This window comes from Thalassospira sp. TSL5-1 (assembly GCF_001907695.1).
Taxonomy (GTDB): Bacteria; Pseudomonadota; Alphaproteobacteria; order Rhodospirillales; family Thalassospiraceae; genus Thalassospira.
In genome coordinates, this window is the sequence record NZ_KV880640.1 from 1 (window position 1) to 19,306 (window position 19,306).

The following is a 19,306-nucleotide window of genomic DNA, read 5'->3' on the forward strand; positions in this document are numbered from 1 at the left end:
CGGCAAGGTGACGCTAACGGCGGGTGACAGCCAAACGCTGGATCAGGTTCAAACCACGAGTGCGGATATCGTCATCACCGCGCAGAATGGTTCGGTGACAGCGAAGGATTTCATCACGACAAGCGGTGCGAAGATCGGCATCAAAGCTGCTCAAAATGTTGCTTTTGAAAATGAAGAAGCGGATGTCACGTCTTCCGGTGCGGGCGAAGTGGAAATCATCGCGACGGCTGGGAATATTACCCAGGCCGATGGATCGACCATCGATGGTGGCAGTGGCAAGGTGACGCTGACCGCCGGTAGCAGCCAGACACTGGATCAGGTCAAGACCAGCGGTGCGGATATTGCTATTACCGCGCGGAATGGTTCGGTCACGGCGAAAGACTTTATCACGACCAGCAACGGTAATATCGCTATTACTGCTGCGCAAAATGTGACGCTGTTTAATGGTGAAGCCGATGTAACCTCGACCGGGACGGGTGATGTGACCATTACTGCGACGGCGGGTGATCTTTATCAGGAAGATGACAGCACCATTGATGGTGGTACGGGCAATGTCATTCTGAAAGCCGGGAATGATGTGACCCTTGACCAGGTTCGCACCAATACCGCCGATATTACCGTTACGGCGGATAACGGGTCCATTCTGGCAAATGATTTCATTCGTACCAGGGACGGGTCGATTACCCTTCTGGCGCATAAGGATGTAACGCTCAATAATCCGGAATCCGATGTGATTTCGGAAGCGTCGGGCAGCATTGATATTACCGCAACCACCGGCAAGATCGTTCAGAAGGACGGATCGGAAATTGACGGCGGGGATGGTCGTGTATCGCTGACTTCAGCACAGGATATGCGCATTGCAACCCTGCGCACTGGGGCCGGTACAAGTGGTGCATCCTATGACGGTGTGACCCGCATGATCGGCATTTCGCTGCGGTCGATTTCCGGGACGATTTCGTTGGGTGAAATCAGTGCGGCCAACCATATCGATATCGTTGCCGGGAACTCGATTGTTGAATCAAACGCCTTTGTTGATCACGGCAACGGGTCGGCGCAACTGACGACGGCCGTGCTAAAAGGTGACACGGTCGCCATGATTGCCGAAGGTGGCACCATCGGCACATCAACGTCCGATCGCTTTGAAGTGCAGACTACGGCACAGGATGGCAGCGAAATTGTGGTTGCCCGTGACCAGTTTGCCTCCAAGCGTCGTTACACCACCCTGCAGGCCCGGGACGGCATTTACATGGCGGAAACCAGCGGCGATCTGAGTGCGGATCGCGTGATTGCGGGAACGGCCAAGGGGGGCCGCAATGACAATGCCGAAATTGCGCTTGCCATTCGCAATGGCAGCAGTGATATCGGCACGATTTCGGCACCCGAGAAGATCAACATGCGGGCCAGCGGGCAGGATATCCAGATTGAAAATCTGAAGTCCCGCAATGCCGACCTGTATGTCGAAGGCAGCGATGGCCGCCTGGATATTGAACAGGGGAGCTTGGGTGAAAGCACGGTCATGGAAGCCCAGCATATTTCCCTGACCAAGCTGGAGAATTATGTTGATAGCGCCCAGTTGTTGATGAAGGTGACGGGCCTGAATGGCAGCCTGTCCAAAACGGTTAATGCCAATATCTCCGCGCCCAAAAAGATTCAGTTTGATCTGTTACGCACCAACAAGGCGGTCTTTGACATTAACACCGTCAAGACCACTATTGTGACGGGGCAGATCACGGGTGATATGATCATGAAATTGCCACTTGGCAAAATGCTGATGGATAACGTCACCCAGAAAATCCGTCTCGGCTACCAGCTGCAATTGTTCGACAATGATACCAGGTTTAACGACCTCTGGTTTGAGAAGACGGACTTTAACCTGCCGGTTGATACCCGTATCGTGACGATGGATGATACGACATTCCACGGGCCGCTGGTGATTGATGACCCGGAAGATCGTATTGGCCGTATCACGGCAACCACGCCGAGCGAGACGTCCGTTCCGACGACAAATACGCCGACCGCCCCGGTCGGGACGACAACCACCAACCAGTCGGCACCGGGTAATGTAACGGTTGCGTCGTCGGGTAATGTTGTTGGCCTTGGCCGTCCGGCAGGTGGTACGGGCAGCCTGGTAAGCAGCGGTCAGAATGCGGGTGGAAATGGGGGCAATTTCCAAAACGCCATCTTCCAGCCCAGCCTTTCTGTCGGTAATGTGGCCCCTGCGACAACAGGAACGGGGGGCAATACCGGAACTGATGGCGCGGGTGGCATTGGCAATACGCCGGTAGGCACCAATGGTGCCGCCACGTCGGGCGTTGCGCCATTGACCGGGGATTTTGCCGGTGATGGCCAGCTTGGTGCAAATTCGGATACCGGTACTGGATCAGATGAACAGGACCAGTAATGAAGATGGAAGTGGCGGTTTTACTGCCACTTCCACAATTAATTGAAGATACGTGCATAAACAGCGCCGGGGCGCTGTCTTTGGGGGAAGACATTTTGGCAATTTACAGCCGTACCATGCCGGGTGTTTCCGGTTTGACCGGAAAGGGCGTTATGCGCCCGGTGGTTCGTGTTATGAAGGTGGTCTTGATGGCAGGCACCATGACGGGGGTGGGGATATTTACGCCGTCGGCCTTTGCTGCGACGCAGGCCCCCAACAGCGTGCAGAGTGAGCAGCAAAGCAATCCGCTGGAAGATGTGATCCGTCAGGAGCAGCGTCAGAAACAGATTAATGATTTCAACGGCTTCGAGTTGCCCGAGATTGTGGATGGCAGCCCGGATTTCAAACCGCCCAAGGCGGGCACCGGTGCCAAATTTACCGTGCAGCGGTTTGATATTAACCGATCCGAGATTTTGGATGATCAGACCATCCGCGATGTTTTGCAAAAATATGTCGGTCGTCCGCTTTATCTGGCGGACCTTTATGACATGCTGGCCGCGTTTAACGAACTTTATCGCCAAAAGGGGTTCGTGACGGCGCGCGCCTATATCCCGCCGCAAAAAATTGCCTCTGGCGAAGTGCGCGTCATTCTGGTCGAGGGCCGCGTTGGCCGTGTCCGGATTGAGCAGAACGAGTACATGCGGGCAGACTACATCTCCAGCAGCCTGCATATCGAGCAGGGCGATCTGGTTAGCCTTGAAGTGCTGGAAAAGGCATTAAGCCGCTTTAACCGCCTGCACCAAACCAAATTGACAGCCAAATTGGAACCGGGCGAGAGTTTTGGTCAGACTGACATTGTCGTTACCGCCAAAGTCCCCGACCGCATGGCCTATTCCCTGTTTATGGATAATTACGGGGCGTTATCGACCGGGCATTTGCGCAGTGGCGGCTATGCCCGGGTGAATAGTGTGTTTGGCATTGATGACCCGTTTACTGTGGGGGTGACGGAATCACGCGGTTCGCGCTCGGTTTTTACGTCCTATGAATTGCCGTTAAATACCTATGATACCCGCCTGTCGCTGGGCTATACCCAAACACGTATCCACATCATCGACGGTCCCTTTGCTGATGACCCGGCCGACCCGGATGTGTATGGCAATACGCAGCTTATTACGGCAACTCTCAAGCAACCCTTTGTATTGTCGCCGCATTGGCTGATGAATGTGGATTACAGCTATAATGGCAATGTGTCCTACACCACCTTTGGCGCGGCGCTCACGGAAACCTGGATTAACCGGCATTCCATTGGCGTTGATTTTGATTATCTGGGTGATACCGGCTTTTATTCGTTCGGTTTGCGCGGCCATCGGATGTTTTCGCATATCCGGCAGGCCTCCACCGAAGAGCGTGTAACCAGCAAATATACCGCCGATGCCTTTGCCTACCAGCAATTGGGCGGGCCCTTCACCGCACAGGTTACGGCTGGCGGGCAAATGACCAAGGACCGCGTTTTGCCCCCGGCAGAGCAGTTCTCGGTTGGCGGTGTGGGCACCATGCGGGCCTATGAGCCGGGGGCGTTTTCGGGTGATGATGGCTATTTCATCAATACCGAACTGCATTACAACTTCAACTTTCCGACCGCGTTCTGGAAGGATAAACCGGTTAATACCCAGGCCAGCATTTATGTATTTTTTGACCATGCCGGGGCGTTTCGTTATCGCGACGGATCCCAAAATGACCGTTACCGCCGCGAAGATTTCACAAATGGCACCGGTATTGGCGTGCGGGTGAACAACTTTGTCGGGATTGCGTCGCTCGATGCGGCCTATATCAAGGACCTTGATTTCCACACTAATAATGATGAAGCCCGCAAGCCCAACTTCCTGATGAGTTTGCGGCTGAATTTCTGATGGGTGTAACGGCACAATAACGACCGAGTATAAACATAAAGGCCCGGCAGAGCGATCTGCCGGGCCTTGTTTCATGAAATGGATATGCCGTTACGTGCCGGGTTTAACGGCTGCGCCGGTTGCAAGCGATTTCACGGCGGCATCGGCCAGTTCAAGCGCCTTTAACCCGTCCTGCCCGCTGGGGAAAGCAACATTTTCGCCCGCCAGCATGTTGCAGAATGTGGTCAGTTCAAAACGGTAGGCATCGGCATAACGCTGCATGAAGAAATCCAGCAGCGGTTCGGTGGTATAGCCATCACCATTGGCAATGGTGACAGATGTCGCCCGGTGGTTTTCCGCCTGCACCATACCCTTGGAGCCATGCACCTCGACGCGCTGGTCATAACCATAGGTCGCCCGGCGGGAATTGGTAATCACCGCCATTTTGCCACTCGCCGTGCGCAATGTGGCCGTGGCGGTATCGACATCGCCGGTTTCCTTGATCGCCGGGTCGGTCAAAACCGCACCGGTCGCAAAAACCTCGGTCACTTCTTCGCCCAGAAGGAAACGTGCCATGTCGAAATCATGGATCATCATGTCGCGAAACAGTCCGCCGGAGCGTTTGATATAATCAACCGGCGGCGCACCCGGGTCGCGTGATGTGATTTGCACCAGTTCCACATCGCCCACATTGCCTGCGCGAATTTCGGCATGGACACGGGCAAAGCTGGGATCAAAGCGGCGGTTGAAACCGACCATCAATTTGGCCCCGGTTTCCTCGACAACCTTCAGGCAGGCGCGCACCCGTTCGGCCGATAGATCAACCGGCTTTTCACAGAAAATCGCCTTGCCCGCCTTTGCTGCCAGTTCGATCTGGTCGGCATGAAGGTCGGTCGGCGTGGCAATGATGACCGCATCAATCGCGGGATCGGCCATAATTTCCTCGACCGTGGCGCGTTTGGCGCCGGTCAGGGCGATGGCATTTTGTGCCGCGGCATCCACCGGGTCATAAACCGCGGCGATTTTTGCATTGGGAACACCCAGAACAGCTTTGGCATGGGTGATGCCGATACGTCCGGCACCCAGCAGTCCGATATTAAGCATGGCTATGGTCCTTAACCAAGGGTCGGCATGGTGAATTCAGGGTCGGTCCGCTGGCCGCTGGGCCAACGGGTGGTGGTGGTTTTAAGCCGGGTAAAGAAACGAACACCTTCCATGCCGTGCATGTGGTGGTCGCCAAAAATGGAGGCCTTCCACCCGCCAAAGGAATGGAATGCCATCGGTACGGGGATCGGCACGTTAATGCCAACCATGCCCACCTCGATATCCTGGCTAAAGGCACGGGCGACATCGCCATCGCGGGTGAAAACCGCCGTGCCATTGGCATATTCGTGGCCGTGAATAAGGTCTACTGCGGACTGATAATCCGGGCGGCGCACCATCGAAAGGGCCGGACCAAAAATTTCCTCGCGGTAAATTTTCATATCCGGTGTCACATGGTCAAACAGGGTACCACCAATATAATAGCCGTTTTCATAGCCCTGCTTGTCCTGGTGGAAGGTGCGGCCATCCACCACGATCTTGGCGCCTTCGGCTTCGGCTGAATCGATATAGCCGCGCACTTTTTCCAAATGCTGCTTGGTCACAAGCGGTCCCATATCCGATGTTTTATCCGATGCCGGGCCAATTTTCAGGGCCTGGATTTTCGGCACCAGCTTTTCAACCAGCGCATCGGCAACCGCATCGGTCACGGGTACGGCAACCGAAATCGCCATGCAGCGTTCACCCGCCGAGCCAAATGCTGCCCCCATCAGGGCGTTGACGGCCATATCAAGGTCGGCATCGGGCATGATGACCATGTGGTTTTTCGCCCCGCCCAGGGCCTGCACCCGTTTACCGTTTGCCGTGCCGGTGGTGTAAATATATTTGGCAATCGGGGTGGAGCCGACAAAGCTGATGGCCTTGACATCCGGGTTGTTCAACAGCGCGTCAACCGCTTCCTTGTCACCCTGTACCACGTTGAAAACACCTTCCGGCAACCCTGCCTCGGTCAGCCATTCCGCCATCAAAAGTGATGCCGACGGGTCGCGTTCGGAGGGTTTAAGGATGAAGGTATTGCCACAGGCCAGCGCAACGGGGAACATCCACATCGGCACCATTGCCGGGAAGTTGAACGGCGTAATCCCGGCTACCACACCCAGCGATTGGCGCACCGAATGGCTGTCCACACCGGTGCCGACATTTTCGGTAAATTCACCCTTCAAAAGGTGTGGGGCACCGGTGGCAAATTCGACCACTTCAAGTCCACGGGTGACTTCACCCAGGGCATCGTCGTGGGTTTTGCCATGTTCGGCGCTAATGGCCTGCGCCATCTGGTCGGCGCGATCCCACAGGATCATTTTAAACCGGTCCAGAATACGGGCACGGCGCAGCGGCGGGGTTTTGGACCAGTCGCGCCAGGCTTCCTTGGCAACGGCAACGGCCTGGTCAATTTCGGCGGTCGATGCCAGGGCGACGGTTTTTTCCGCTTCGCCCGTGGCGGGGTTAAAAACATCCTGCGACCGGCCCGAGGTGCCGGCAACATGTGCGCCATTGATGTAATGGGCAATCTCGGTCATGGGTAAAATCCTTTGGTTTCGGGCATCGGCGCCAGGTTATTTGCTGTCGCGCTGAAAAATCCAGTCATGGTCCGGGTGGTTCTGGAAACGCCATTTGCGCATTGGTCCCGCCATGACATTAAGGTAATACATCTCGTAGCCATAGGGCGATCCGCAGGGATGATGGCCCTTGGGCACCAGCACCACATCGCCACTATTCACCGCCATGGTTTCATCCAGCTCGCCATCTTCGGTAAAAACGCGCTGAAAACCAAACCCCTGTTCCGGGTTCAAACGGTGATAATAGGTTTCCTCAAGATAGGTCATCTCGGGGTAATTGTCCTCGTCATGGCGGTGCGGCGGATAGGACGACCAGTTGCCCTGCGGGGTGAAAACCTCTGTCACCAGTAGGCTGTCGGCAATGTCGGATTCCTCCATCGCAATCGGATGGATGTAGCGGGTATTGGCCCCTTTGCCGCGTTCCACCATTTGCACATCCTTGATTACGCGGGCCGGGTAATTGCCCTTGCCCGGTGCAGTGCAGACCGCAAGGGTGCATTTGGTGGTCGCTTTTGCGCTCCAGGTGGTATCATTGGGGGTATAAACGCAATGGGGGGATTTGCGCTCAAACACATTCATGCGCTCGCCCAGCTCGCCAAAATTCTGGTCATCAACCGAAATCTCGGCCTTGCCTTCAACCAGCACCAGAATTACTTCGCGGTCGCCCGTCGGCTCGGATGCGGTTTCGCCGGGTTCCAGGTGATAAAGCCCAAATCCGACATACCCCCAATTGGCCGATTGGGCGGTAATGTCATGGACTTTGCCATGCGTTCCGTTGGGTTTGCGTAGAAGGTCGGCCATCAGGCGTCTCCTTTGTCCAGTCCGGTGGCTTTGGCCATCGCGCGGAGCGATTTCAGGCCAAGGGTTTGATATTCAAGCGGGTTGCGAACGGCGGGGTCCTGTTCGGCTTCAATTACCAGCCAGCCGCTATAACCATGTTCGGCGGCAATTTTCAAAACCGGTTCAAAGGCAACTTCGCCTTCGCTATCACCCGGAACGGTAAACACACCGCGCCGCACCCCTTCCAGAAAGCTCAGCTTTTCTCCCTCAACCTGCGCCCGAACGGCAGGACGCACGTTTTTGCAGTGAATATGACCAACCCGGTCCATATATTTGCGCGCAACTTCTTCGGGGTTGGCACCGCCAAACAGGGCGTGGCCTGTATCAAGCAGCAAATGCGTTGCCGGGCCGGTATGCGCCATCAGGGCGTCAATTTCTTCGGCACTTTCAACGACGGTACCCATATGGTGATGGTACACCAGCGTAATGCCCTGATCGGTGCAATATTGGGCGATGGCTTCAACATCGGCACCAAATTTCGCCCAAAGATCCGCCGGTAAAACCGGGCTGTCGGCCAGGGCGACATTGTCATTGCCATGAATGGCATTGGATGTTTCGCACACAATGCACACCTTGCAGCCCATCGCTTTGAGCAGGTCCAGATGTGGCTGGATGGCTTTTTTCTCGTCTTCGACCGAATGGGCCAGCAGATTAAGCGAATGCCAGCCCGAAACAAATTTAAGGCCGTTTGGCTCCAGCGCAGCTTTCAGTTTGGCGGGGTCGGTCGGCATTTTATGGCCTTTTTCAATGCCGTCAAAGCCGATTTCGCCTGCCTGGCTCAGGCAGGTTTCAAGCGAAATATCCGCGCCAAGGGTCTGGTCGTCATCATTGGACCATGCAATCGGGTTGGTGCCGTATAGAATCATGGTGGCTTAATCTCCGGGGCGCTGGTTTTTCAGCGCATTTTGATAATTTTCGCGGGCTTCATTCACACTGGGACGAACCGACACTTCGGGTATTGCAACGTCCCACCAGTGCCCACCGGCCTCGGTCGAGGGCAGGGGGTCGGTATCAATCACGATGGCATAGGATTTGGTTGCTGCACGCGCACGGGTCATGGCCTCTTCCAGTTCGCCAATCGACGATACCTTTTCGGCAATCGCCCCCATTGATGCGGCATGGGCGGTAAAATCAATTGCGGCTGGTTCAACATGGCGGGCGGTATCAAGCAGGTTGTTAAAACTTTCACCCCCTGTTGCCATTTGCAGCCGGTTGATGCAGCCAAAACCACGATTATCCAAAATAACAGTGATGATTTTGTGACCCAGCATCACGCTGGTTGCCAGTTCGGAATTCATCATCATGTAGGACCCGTCGCCCACCATGACGACGACCTCTTGGTCGGGCCGGGCCATTTTCACTCCCAGGCCCCCGGCAATCTCATAGCCCATGCAGCTATAACCATATTCAACATGGTAGCCATTGGGTTTGGCGGTTTTCCAAAGTTTATGAAGCTCGCCGGGCAGGCCGCCTGCGGCACAAACCACAATACCGTCTTCATCCAGGCTGCGTTGCACCGCGCCAATCACCCGGGCGTCGGTTGGCAGGGTATTGCCGGTCGGGGTCGCGGTGGCGGCATCAACCGCGGCGATCCAGTCGCGTTTCAGGGCAGGATCAGGCTGTTCAAAGCGATGATCCCCCAGGGCTTCGGAAAGTTCCTGCAACACCACCTTGGCATCACCAATCAGGGGCAGGGCATTGTGCTTGCTGCCATCAAAGGCGGCAATGTTAAGGCCCAAAATGCGCCGGTTGGGGTGTTTAAACAGGGCCCAACTGCCGGTGGTGAAATCCTGCAGGCGGGTGCCAATGGCAATGATCAAATCGGCATTTTCGGCAACGGCATTGGCACTGCTGGCCCCGGTCACACCAATGGAGCCGAGGTTTAGCGCATCATCCCACGGCAGGGCCGATTTGCCCGCCTGGGTTTCGCCCACCCCAATGCCATGCTTGTGGGCAAAATCGCGCAGGGTTGCGCAGGCATCGGCGTAATGCACACCACCCCCGGCGATAATCACCGGGTTTTTCGCCTGTTTGATGGCCCCAACCGCCGCGGCCAGTTCGTCCTGATCAGGGCGCGGGCGGCGCGGCTTCCAGATTTTCGGGGCAAAAAAGCTTTCCGGCCAGTCATAGGCTTCGGCCTGCACATCCTGACAAAAGGCCAGGGTGACGGGACCGCAATCGGCCGGGTCGGTCAGAGTTGCCATCGCACGCGGTAGGGCGGTTAACAAATGTTCGGGCCGCGAAATGCGGTCAAAATAACGGCTGACCGGCTTAAAGCAGTCATTGACGCTGATGGTTGCGTCACCAAAATCCTCGATCTGTTGCAAAACCGGGTCCGGGGCGCGGTTGGCAAAGACATCGCCGGGGATCAGCAAAACCGGCAGGCGGTTGACATGGGCCAGGGCTGCTGCCGTTACCATATTGGTGGCACCCGGTCCGATGGAGGTTGTAACCGCCATGGCGCGTTTGCGATTTGATGCCTTGGCATAGGCAATGGCGGCATGCGCCATGCCCTGTTCATTATGCGCACGCCAGGTGGGTAATGCGTCGCCAATGCCGTGAAGGGCCTCGCCAATGCCCGCCACATTGCCGTGGCCAAAAATGGCCCAGCATCCGCCAAAAAACGGCACGTTATCGGCGTTATATTGTACACTTAAATACCGCACCATTGCCTGGGCGGCAGTCAAACGAATGGTGTTCACGCCGTTCCTCCACTATTTTTACGTGCCTGATCCCACGAAAGGCACAGGGCACGGTATTTGTCTGCCATTTGTGCAATGGCAGTTTGATCGTCAATCTCGCCGGTCAGCCATTCACGGGCTGTTGCGGCAAAAATCGTGCGGCCCACGGCAAACCCGCGCACCAGTTTGTGGCGGGCGGCGGCGGCAAAGCTGGCGGCCAGTTCTTCGCTGGGGGCCTCAAGGCCCAAAACCACCACACCTCGGCAATAGGGATCATTCTGTGCAATCGTGTCGCAGGCATGGCGCCAAGCGGCATCGCTTTTCATTGGTTCGAGTTTCCACCAGTCGGGGTAAACGCCAATGTCATAAAACCGCTGAATGATTTTTGCCGTGGTTTCATCATCGCATGACGCAACCTTTGAGGGAATGATCTCGAGCAAAAATTCAAGCCGATTGGCCCGCCCGGCATCAAATAACCGCAGGATGGTTTCTTCCTGCCGGGCCTTCATCGCGTCGTCATCATCGGGATGATAAAAACACAGAACCTTGATCACGTTTTCCACCGGCCATTCGGCCAGCTTGCTGCCCAAATCCGGGCCGATTTCAAGTTCAAGCGGGCGCGAACCGGGTTTTTCCACCGGGCGGCCAATCCAAAGACCTTTGCCTGCTGCCGCATACAGGGCATCGCGGCCCAATCGTCCATCACATAACAGGCCATATCCCGGCTTGCCATCGGCGACATTTTCCACCGCATTTAGGCACAGCTTTTTAAATGGGCCAATTTTGTCATGCGATACGCCCAGTTCATCGGCCAAATCTTCCAGCTGCATGCGGTGGTCAAAGGCGAAAACGCGCATTTCCGGCCAGTCGCCGGTGCGGTTTGTGGCCCAATGCACCTGTTCCAGTTCCGCATCATGGCGGAGCGCCGGGGTTTTCATGCCGCGATTAAAGAAAAACTGTAATTCTTCCCAACTGGGATAGGCCGGGGTGCAGCCATGCCGCGAAACCGCAAAGGCCCCGCAGGCATTGGCATATTTAAGGCTGGTTTGCCAGTCCTCGCCACTCAGCCAGCCTTTAAGCAGGCCGGACATAAACCCGTCGCCAGCGCCCAGTACATTAAAAACCTCTACCGGGAAGCCAGGGCCTGAAATGCCGTCATCCAGGCTGCTGCCAATCGCCCCGTCAAAGGCCGATGCCCCCATTGGCCCGCGTTTGCATACCAGGGTGGCCGACGAAATGGCGCGTACATTGCGCAGGGCGGCTAGGGTATCGGTGGTCCCCCCGGCAATATGAAATTCTTCCTCGGTGCCAACAATCAGGTCAAATAAATGCAGGGTAGCCTGCAATTCCGCCGTCACCTTTTCCGACGCGATAAAACGGTTTTCGCCGTCGCCATGCCCGGAAAGGCCCCACAGATTGGGGCGGTAATCAATGTCCAGCGCGGTTTTCGCTCCGTTTTCCCGTGCCAGTTTCAGGGCCTTTAAAACGGCAGCCCGGGTGCGCGGATGTGAAAGATGCGTGCCCGTCACAGTAACACAGCGGCTTTGCGCGATGAAATCGGGGTCGATATCATCTTCGCACAGCGCCATATCGGCACAGTTTTCGCGGTAAAAAATCAGCGGAAACTGTTCCTGGTCGCGAATGCCCAGCAAAACAAGCGCGGTCAGGCGTTCGGGGTCGGTAATGACCCCGCGCACGTCTACCCCTTCGGCAATCAGCTGTTCGCGAATGAAACGGCCCATATGTTCGTCGCCGACCCGCGTGATCAGGGCCGATTTCAGGCCCAGCCTGGCGGTACCGCACGCCATATTGGTGGGGGATCCGCCAATATATTTGTTGAAGGATGCCATATCCTCCAGGCGGCCGCCAATCTGGGCGCCATACAGGTCAACCGATGACCGGCCAATGGTAATGACATCAAGCGTCATCAAATGGTCCCTCCCAGCGAACCTTCAAGTTCGGCAAGCTCCTGCCCGCCCGCCATCAGGTCCTGCAATTCTTCGGGTTCAATTTCGCCGCGCAGGGCCGTGCCGTGTGTTTGCCCGCGGTTCAGTACCGTGAAACGGTCGCCCACGGCCATGGCATGGCGCACATTATGGGTAATGAATACCACGCCAATCCCGGCCTTGCGCACCCGGTCAATGGTTGCCAGAACGTTTGATGTTTGCCGCACGCCAAGGGCGGATGTCGGTTCGTCCAAAATCAGGACCTTGGCGCCGAAATGCACCGCACGGGCAATAGCAACACTTTGGCGTTCGCCCCCCGAAAGGGTGCCAACCGCCTGGTCGGCCTCGCGCAGGTTAATGCCCATGCGGTCCATTTCTTCAAAGGTAATGCGGTGGGCGGTTTTAAAATCGATCCATTTAAACGGGCCAAATCCCTTGCGCGGTTCGCGCCCCATCCAGAAATTGCGGGTAACCGACATGAGCGGGATCATCGCCAGGTCCTGATACACCGTGGCAATCCCGGCATTCATGGCATCACGCGGATTGTTAAAAACCGTGTCCTGACCGTTCACCCGGATCACCCCGCCGGTGGGCTTGTGCACACCCGACATGGTTTTAATAAAGGTCGATTTACCCGCGCCATTATCGCCCAAAAGGCAATGGCATTCACCGGCATAAACATCGAAGGATACACCCCCCAGCGCAATCACCGGGCCAAAATGTTTTTCGATATTGTCCATCTCGATCAAGGGGCTAGACATTACCGTTCTCCTGTAATCATGCGGCGGATATAGGTATTCATGATCACGGCCAGGATCAGGATCGTACCCAGGAACACACGGAACAGCGAACTTTCGGCCCCGGCAAAAAACAGCCCCTGCTGCACAACACCAAAGATCAAAGCCCCCAGGGCCGCCCCAATAACCGAGCCATACCCGCCGGTCAGAAGCGCCCCGCCAATCACCACACAAATGATGGCTTCAAATTCCTTGAGCAAACCACGGTCTGCCGCGGCCGAGCCAAACTCCATCACCTGGCAGGTGGCAAAGACGGTGGCGCAAAAGGCGGTAAACATAAACATCAGAATTTTCACCCGGTCCACCGGCACGCCCACATAACGGGCGGCCTTGGCATCGCCGCCGGATGCGAAAATCCAGTTGCCAAAACGGGTGCGGGTCAACAGGAAGTGGCCGAAAATTACCAGCACAATCGCCCAGACCACCAGCATTGGAATGCCTTCAACAATCGGCTGACCGGCACGGGTGCCGCGCGTAAAGGTCCCGACCCAACCCATTTCGCCAAACCACTGAAACAGGTCCTTGAAAATCACGCCGCCAAACAAAAAGGCCAGCGGGTCGCCCTTGGCGGCTTCTTTGACACCGCCGATAATGGTCTGGCGGGTGGTGGTGATGGACAGCCAAATGGTCAGACCGCGCAAAATATACAAAAACGCCAGGGTCACAATAAAACTGGGCAGTCCGGTTTTGATCACCAAAAAGCCGTTCAGTGCGCCAATCGCCATTGCGATAACGAATGCAGCAATGATGGCGGCCCATACCGGCCAACCCATATGTACCGATAGAATGGCAATCACAACGCCGGAAAAACCAATCATGGAGCCAACCGAAAGGTCAAATTCACCGGCAATCATCAACAGACAGGCACCCACGGCGATAATCGCGAATTGTGCCGAAACGACGGTCCAGTTCTTTATGCCTTCGGGCGCGAACATGCCGCTATCGCCCGCAATCATCAAAAAGAAAACAAAAACCAGAATTGCGCCGCAAATCGCGCCCAGTTCGGGCCGGATCATGGCACGACGAAGGCTTGAGACTTGCTTTAATCGCTCGTCCGTCATGGCATTACTCTTGTATTTTGGGGAACGGAGAGTTGCCAGGGGGCGGCACAAGGCAGGCCCCCTGACGGGAGGAAGAAGGTTCAGAAATTAGCGGTATTCGCCCGCATATTTCTCGACCAGGCCGATATTGTCCTTGGTGATGAAACCCGGGCCCGAATTGATGTCGCCTGACGGCAGAACGCCATAGCGGACATAATTGGTCAGGATCACGACCGGCAGGTAGCCCTGCAGGTAAGGTTGCTGGTCAATGGCAAAGTCGATATCGCCCTTTTTGATGCCATCGGCAATCTTGGCCGACAGGTCAAAGGTGCCAAACGGAATGGCGCCATTCATGCCCAGTTCGCGCAGGGCATCCAGGGTCGGCTCGGCAGAGTTCGGACCCAGGGCCAAAATCGCGCCAACATCCTGATGGGCATTCAGATAGGCCGAAACCTTGTTTTTCACTTCCGACGGGTCCAGGCCGGTATCAATCATCTGGTCGCCCAGATCGGTGCCAATGGCTTCGGCAAAGCCACGGCAGCGTTCAACCGATGCCGGGTTGGTGATGTAGTGGTTCACACACAGGAAGGATTTAACACCCTTGGCCGCCATGCGCTTGCCAGCGCCAAAACCGGCATCATATTCCGGCTGACCAACATGCATCAACGCGCCCAGCTCGTGGGACTGTTCAACCGTGCCGGAATTGATGGTGATGACCGGAATGCCCTTGGCGATGGCGTCTTCGACCGGGCCTTTCAGCACGTTGAAATCGGCGATGGTCACAATGATGCCATCGGGGTTGGAAGCGGCGGTTTGCTGGACGATGCGTGCCATATCGGCCAAATCGCCGGTCGGCGGGTTGCGATATTCAACATTCACATCCATCTGGTCGCCCGCAACCTTGATGGCGTTCTTGATCACGTTCCACCAGCTATCGGAATCCGGCGCATGGCTGATTAAAACAAAATTTTCGCCTTCCGCCTGGGCGGATGTGGATGCGGTTGCCAGCCCGGCAAATGCCAGCGTTGCGGTGGCAATGGCGGTTAGTGTCTTTTTCATCTTCATCTTGGTCTAAGCCTCCCTATTCGGCTTTTTCTCGGAACACCGCTGTAGGATCGGTGTGATGGTTCCTTAATCTTCGTCATTCCGTGCCGTTGTCCCGGCACTTTGCGCTACGGTTTCTTATGGCGGCGGACCGCTTGGCAAAAAGGGAAAGCCGTAAACTCTCCCTTTCTTTTGTGCGTGGAATTTTTATTCCATAAAAAATGAAATGCAACAAAATTTTCTATTTTGTTGTTTCATCCCGTCGGGCCCCAATCGCAACCGCAAGGGTAATTGCCAGCGAAAGCGTGGCTGATAGGGCGCGAAAGGCTCCCACATCCACCTCGGTAACATGCAGGATAGTGGCGCGTAATTTTTGCAACGGGCTGGTCAGTGTATCGGTAATCGCCACCACTTCATTGCCGAGTCCGCGGGCATATTGCGCCAGTTCCACCGTTTCCTGCGAATAGGGGGCAAAGGTAATGGCGATCAAAACGTCGTCTTTGCGAATGGCGTGACGGTGGTTCAGCTTGCCGACCCCGTCATGGAAAACGGCGGGAATATCCATTTTTTCCAGCGCATAAGATAAATAGGATGCCACCGGAAAGGCCCGCCTCAGGCCGATAACATGGATCATCGGCGCATGGGCCAAAAGGTCCACCGCATGTTCCAGCGTTTCCGGGTCAATTGACGCGGCCATATTTTCCAGCGATATGCGCCCGGCCTCAACGAATTCGGCCAGAAGGGCGCTGGGGCTGTCCGCCCCCGATGCCTTTAAATTCTCAAGCCGTGTTGCGTAATCGGGCCATTTCAGGGCGTAGGTTTCGCGAAACATTTTTTGCATTTCGCTAAAGCCGGAAAAGCCCATCAACTGGCAAAACCGCATGAAAGCCGAGGGTTGCACCCCGGCTGCGGCCGAAAGCTCCGCCACGGTTGAAACGGCAATACGGTCGGTATTTTGCGCCACATAATCCGCGCATTGTCGCAGCCGTTTGGGCATGGATTCGGAAATTTCCAGCAGGCGATGGTTGAATTCTTCCAAAGAGACGGGGGCGGTTTGATCGCTCATGCAGGGCCTTTTTTGTTTTTATCTTGACGGACGACATGTTCCATGGTCATCCAGATTATAGAACAAAAATTCTATTTTCATTCGGGTGAGGAGTCTAGGAAAATGAGCAGCATTGGAATTGGCCTGATCGGGACCGGTTTTATGGGCAAGGCGCATGCGCTGGCATATCGCTCGGCAAAGGCGGTAATGGGTGATGTGCCCGATGTGCGGCTGGAACTGCTATGCGAGCAACCCTTTGACAAGGCCGAAAAATTTGCCGACCAGTTCGGTTTTGCCCGTGCGACCGATAACTGGCGCGACCTGTTGAATGACCCGGCGATTGATATCATTTCCATCACCACGCCCAATATGCTGCATCATGAAATGGCGCTGGCGGCCATTGCGGCGGGCAAGCATGTTTATTGCGAAAAACCGCTGGCCCTGACGCTGGATCAGGCGCGCGCAATGCGCGATGCCGCGGCAAAGGCCGGGGTAAAAACCATGGTCGGGTATAATTATATCCATAACCCGGCCTTTACCCATGCCTGCCGCCTCATCAAATCCGGTGCGATTGGCCGGGTTGTTCATTTCCGGGGCTGGGTGGACGAAGATTACCAGGCTGATCCCAACCTTGCCTGGACCTGGCGCAGCACCCTTGCCGATGCCGGGCTGGGCGCACTGGGTGATATGGGCTGCCATCTGGTTTCCATGGCCTATGGCCTGCTTGGCCCGATTGATAATCTGGTTGGCGATATGCAAACCGTGCATCAGACCCGCCCGCTTTCCGATGGCACCGGCAGTGCCGCAGTGGAAAATGAGGATACGGCGACTGCGCTTGTCCGTTTTGCGTCCGGCGTGCAGGGCAGTATTTCAACATCGCGTTCCGCCTGGGGCCGTAAAAGCCGCCTGGCCTGGGAAGTGCACGGAACCGAAGGCATGATCTGCTATGACCAGGAACGCATGAACGAATTGCAGCTTTACCAAAATTCCGGCAATCCGGCCGAACAGGGCTTTAAAACCATCCTTACCAGCCCGCATCACGCGCCTTATGGTAATTTCTGCCCGGCGGCGGGCCATCAGCTTGGCTTTAATGACCTGAAGGTCATCGAATGCGCCACCTTCCTGTCTGCCCTTGCCAAAGGCGAGGATGCCTATCCCAATTTCAACGATGCCTTTGAATTTGAAAAGGTCATCCATGCCGTCGCAATGTCGGCGCGCCAGGATCGTAGAATTATGCTGACTGAGTTAAAATAACCACCCTATTAATTTGAGAAATAATGACGATAATATTAGTCGCGGTTCAACTGTCTTTCGGTGTAGGTATGCCTTTCCGATTTGGATTGTCAAACCATTTTTGTAACTGTCCCATGAAGTCCCATACGTCTCCTGAACTAGGTTTAACATATTTGTTTGATTGAGGATCTTCGCCCATTTTTTCAAATACATCTATTAACCAAGAGGGGCCATGTCCGCTCGCACATAGGTTTTTGAGCCAAGATTCTAATTCACCAAGACGAATTGTAAAAAGTCCGTACGAATCTAGGGCGTCGAATAACTCTTCGGAGGCTTTTTGGGGAGCGGAATCAAGAAGAGAAATGCCACCATTTCGCTTCATGTCTAGATTATTTTCCACAAAATAATTTTTAATTTTTTTGCGAATATCTGCATATGCTTGATGCAATGGTTCTGGGAGGTTTATGCTTCGTAGGTGTTGTGACCAGGTGGAACCGCCGTCCTTTAATATATCAATATCAACGATACCAGCAGCGGAAATCCCGAGATTTCTAAGGGGTTCTATTATCGTTGGCACTGTTTGTTTGTTTTGTGCGTTTATAAAAAGGCAATTCGATATACCCCTGGGATCATTTTCCATAAGTAATCTTTCATTTATTTCTTGATAAAATGCTCTATCAGAGTCCGCCTCGGTTACGACTACATTTTCGTAAAATAATCCTTGTAAGACACGTGTGGATCTGAGGAGAGGATTCCGCATTAGATTTAAAATTTTGTCATTCGGAAGTATTCTTGCCGTCGAGGAATTATTTTGATAAGTTAATCTTATAATATTAACAGGCACTCCTGATTGAATGCAACCCATTACGAAATCGGAACTGTGTGTTGATATAAATATGCGTTTTTTTGTGTCAGCAGATGTTTTGGCAATTTCCCTGCCTAATTTATAGGATAGGGAGGGGTGTAAAAATGCTTCTGGTTCGTCAATCGATAAGACCTGTGGCTCCCCAGCGATTATTTCAGTAAGTATTCCCGTAAAAGCTTGTACACCATCGCTTGCATGTTCTATTGGTGTTGCCCTTTTGTGGAAATCAACTGCCTCACTTGTAATACCTCGTTCTTGTTCAATTTTGTTGGGGGCTCTATCTGAGAGGCGAAAACTCAGTTCTCCCAAGTGGGTTGGATCGATTACAAGGTATTTTCCGAAAGCTTCATATACTATCTTTCGTATTTGCTCACGTTTGGAATCGTTGGAGAAGAGAGTCCCAATTCGTGATGTGGGGGCTGCTTTTAAATCTCCAACTGACTTAGGAGAGGTCAGTTCTGTGCGATTTTTGCTGTTTAATATAAGCGTGTGATTGGAAAGAAAAAATTGACAAAAATTATTGGTATATTTATTAGGGTTTGTAAGAAGTTGATCAATTATATTGTTATGGAGAGATGTTGTTGAACCTGGTACTTTTATGAGAGAATGATCGGGTTGAATGTTATGGTCTTTGGTTGGTGTTGCCAACATCATCTTTTTGTTCTGCGATACGTCCGCGGTTGTTGGGTGTTTAAACGAAATTTTATTTATTAAAATATTATTTTGATTGTGTTGGCCGGATGTGCAAAATTTTTGAATTTCTCTTAGAATGGTGCTCTTTCCGGAGTTATTCGGACCTACAAAAACTGTAATGGAACTTGTTATAAATTTTAATATTTTGGTTCCGGAGTTGTTATTTATTTTTATTTCTATGTTATCTATCATGTCT

At 54.2% G+C, this 19,306-nt stretch carries 13 protein-coding genes and 1 pseudogene; 3 read left to right on the forward strand and 11 right to left on the reverse strand.

Translation table 11 applies throughout. The features are described 5' to 3' along the window. Positions 1-2,401 (forward strand): annotated as a pseudogene (locus LF95_RS23005) (hypothetical protein); the annotation flags it as partial. After that, positions 2,401-4,290, forward strand: a complete 1,890-nt coding sequence (locus LF95_RS18645) for a ShlB/FhaC/HecB family hemolysin secretion/activation protein (protein WP_073956710.1) — start codon at positions 2,401-2,403, stop codon at positions 4,288-4,290. The pseudogene LF95_RS23005 and the gene LF95_RS18645, both read left to right, overlap by 1 nt. 90 nt (positions 4,291-4,380) lie before the next feature. Here LF95_RS18645 and iolG read toward each other — a convergent pair whose 3' ends face one another. From iolG to LF95_RS18695, 10 genes are all read right to left on the reverse strand, one after another. Continuing rightward, positions 4,381-5,373, reverse strand: coding sequence for an inositol 2-dehydrogenase (iolG, locus tag LF95_RS18650; RefSeq protein WP_073956711.1), 993 nt, complete (start codon positions 5,371-5,373; stop codon positions 4,381-4,383). A gap of 11 nt (positions 5,374-5,384) precedes the next feature. Beyond that, a complete protein-coding gene (locus LF95_RS18655) occupies positions 5,385-6,887 on the reverse strand; it encodes a CoA-acylating methylmalonate-semialdehyde dehydrogenase (RefSeq protein WP_073956712.1) in 1,503 nt (500 codons plus the stop codon). 36 nt (positions 6,888-6,923) lie between these two features. Then, positions 6,924-7,727, reverse strand: coding sequence for a 5-deoxy-glucuronate isomerase (iolB, locus tag LF95_RS18660; protein ID WP_073956713.1), 804 nt, complete (start codon positions 7,725-7,727; stop codon positions 6,924-6,926). Further along, positions 7,727-8,632, reverse strand: a complete 906-nt coding sequence (gene iolE, locus LF95_RS18665) for a myo-inosose-2 dehydratase (protein ID WP_073956714.1) — start codon at positions 8,630-8,632, stop codon at positions 7,727-7,729. The genes iolB and iolE overlap by 1 nt, the downstream gene beginning before the upstream one ends. A 6-nt stretch (positions 8,633-8,638) precedes the next feature. Then, positions 8,639-10,468, reverse strand: coding sequence for a 3D-(3,5/4)-trihydroxycyclohexane-1,2-dione acylhydrolase (decyclizing) (gene iolD, locus LF95_RS18670; RefSeq protein WP_073956715.1), 1,830 nt, complete (start codon positions 10,466-10,468; stop codon positions 8,639-8,641). After that, positions 10,465-12,378 carry a bifunctional 5-dehydro-2-deoxygluconokinase/5-dehydro-2-deoxyphosphogluconate aldolase gene (gene iolC / locus LF95_RS18675; RefSeq protein ID WP_143182102.1) on the reverse strand — a complete coding sequence of 638 codons (1,914 nt, stop codon included), beginning with the start codon at positions 12,376-12,378 and terminating at the stop codon, positions 10,465-10,467. Before iolC ends, iolD begins: the two co-directional genes overlap by 4 nt. Beyond that, complete coding sequence (locus LF95_RS18680; RefSeq protein WP_073956717.1) at positions 12,375-13,154, reverse strand: ATP-binding cassette domain-containing protein; 780 nt, start codon at positions 13,152-13,154, stop codon at positions 12,375-12,377. Before LF95_RS18680 ends, iolC begins: the two co-directional genes overlap by 4 nt. Further along, entirely contained in the window at positions 13,154-14,251 is a 1,098-nt protein-coding gene (locus LF95_RS18685) for an ABC transporter permease (protein ID WP_073956718.1), read from the reverse strand. Before LF95_RS18685 ends, LF95_RS18680 begins: the two co-directional genes overlap by 1 nt. 87 nt (positions 14,252-14,338) lie before the next feature. Continuing rightward, positions 14,339-15,295 (reverse strand): sugar ABC transporter substrate-binding protein, encoded by a 957-nt coding sequence (locus LF95_RS18690; RefSeq protein WP_252509833.1) that lies wholly within the window; start codon positions 15,293-15,295, stop codon positions 14,339-14,341. Between the two features lie 220 nt (positions 15,296-15,515). Continuing rightward, complete coding sequence (locus tag LF95_RS18695) at positions 15,516-16,340, reverse strand: MurR/RpiR family transcriptional regulator (RefSeq protein WP_073956719.1); 825 nt, start codon at positions 16,338-16,340, stop codon at positions 15,516-15,518. 102 nt (positions 16,341-16,442) lie between these two features. On the opposite strand from LF95_RS18695, the gene LF95_RS18700 reads away from it, so the two are divergent. Beyond that, positions 16,443-17,573, forward strand: a complete 1,131-nt coding sequence (locus tag LF95_RS18700) for a Gfo/Idh/MocA family protein (RefSeq protein WP_073956720.1) — start codon at positions 16,443-16,445, stop codon at positions 17,571-17,573. A 46-nt stretch (positions 17,574-17,619) separates the two neighbouring features. Here LF95_RS18700 and LF95_RS18705 read toward each other — a convergent pair whose 3' ends face one another. Continuing rightward, positions 17,620-19,302, reverse strand: coding sequence for an ATP-dependent nuclease (locus tag LF95_RS18705; RefSeq protein WP_073956721.1), 1,683 nt, complete (start codon positions 19,300-19,302; stop codon positions 17,620-17,622). Positions 19,303-19,306 lie beyond the last annotated feature (4 nt).